A 1,043-nucleotide genomic window follows, 5' to 3' on the forward strand; every position below is an offset into this window, starting at 1 on the left:
GGTATTGTCAAAAACTCGGCATTTATTGCCTTTTGTGGTTCTCCAATGAAAATCGGAGCCCTTAAGTCCGCTCTATTGCCGGGATTTCAACTGTTGACCTGTTTAACAAGCCGCCTTTAATCGTTTTGAAATTAGCTCAAAGGTATAAAATTTTTTGCGCCATCAATTAAACCTGGGCAAAAACCATATTCTTTAGAAAGAATGATTTGATTTCCAATATAACTATTGGCTTCATATAAATATTTTGCCAGTATAAATTTTTCTTGAATTTGGATATTTTTCCTATTTGCTTCAGTTGCCAATTTCAGTAAGGATGATAAATCATCTATAGCTTCCAATTTTGAAGGTTCTGAAGCGTTGCTTTTTATATCTTTAAAATAATTAGTCATTTTTAATTTTTCCTTTAAAAAGCTTATCAAATTCTTTAATTCGCTCATCCAACCATTTATGAAACGCTTTGGCTGCATTAATATCCATAATTAACCCGCACTCAATTTCTCTAATAACTCCAGCCTTGCCTTCTCGGAAAATTTCATCTCCGACTTCGCCAGAATCTGATATTTTGCATTTAGTCATAGTTGGCGTTGGGCTTCTTTCTAAAAAAGTTTCAATATACAAAAAACCACGAGGCGTAAATCCGCCAAAAAGCCCATCAACATGATATGTTCGATATAAATTAGTTTTTAAATAATGAAAATCTATATCGGTTATTTTTTTAGTGTCTTCCATTTTATAAACCTTGCTTATTTTTAGAGAAATTTATAATGATTTTTCTATTTAAAATATAATATTTGATTTTTTTGTCAAGATCAATCTAAATAATAGTATTTATCGACAAAATTTTAAGATAAGCTTTAATCTGATGTTTAAGATATACAGCAATATATATGTTTTTACGTACATAACGACGGAAATAACCCACGCCGCCGCCGGCCAAGGATAAAAAACGTAACTTACTCGGCGTTGGGTTCATTGATTTGTTATAATTTTTCCGATTCAATTGCTTCCGTTTCCAGGTCAAAGAGGTCATTAGATACCCTGCA

At 32.0% G+C, this 1,043-nt stretch carries 3 protein-coding genes; all 3 read right to left on the bottom strand.

Translation table 11 applies throughout. The annotated features are described in order from the left end of the window. Positions 1–131: 131 nt before the first annotated feature. A complete protein-coding gene (locus VXK47_RS14730; RefSeq protein ID WP_435549546.1) occupies positions 132–389 on the bottom strand; it encodes a hypothetical protein in 258 nt (85 codons plus the stop codon). Beyond that, positions 382–729 carry a hypothetical protein gene (locus VXK47_RS14735; RefSeq protein WP_435549547.1) on the bottom strand — a complete coding sequence of 116 codons (348 nt, stop codon included), beginning with the start codon at positions 727–729 and terminating at the stop codon, positions 382–384. The genes VXK47_RS14730 and VXK47_RS14735 overlap by 8 nt, the downstream gene beginning before the upstream one ends. An 85-nt stretch (positions 730–814) precedes the next feature. Beyond that, positions 815–1,043 (bottom strand): hypothetical protein (locus tag VXK47_RS14740; protein WP_435549548.1); only part of this gene is annotated, 229 nt, incomplete at its 5' end.

Source organism: Desulfobacterium sp. N47 (assembly GCF_051233685.1).
Taxonomy (GTDB): domain Bacteria; phylum Desulfobacterota; class Desulfobacteria; order Desulfobacterales; family RPRI01; genus RPRI01.

Bases quoted from the DNA above. Each gene is read 5' to 3' on its own strand.
- VXK47_RS14730 (WP_435549546.1), bottom strand. From the start codon at position 389: ATGACTAATTATTTTAAAGATATAAAAAGCAACGCTTCAGAACCTTCA.
- VXK47_RS14735 (WP_435549547.1), bottom strand. From the start codon at position 729: ATGGAAGACACTAAAAAAATAACCGATATAGATTTTCATTATTTAAAA.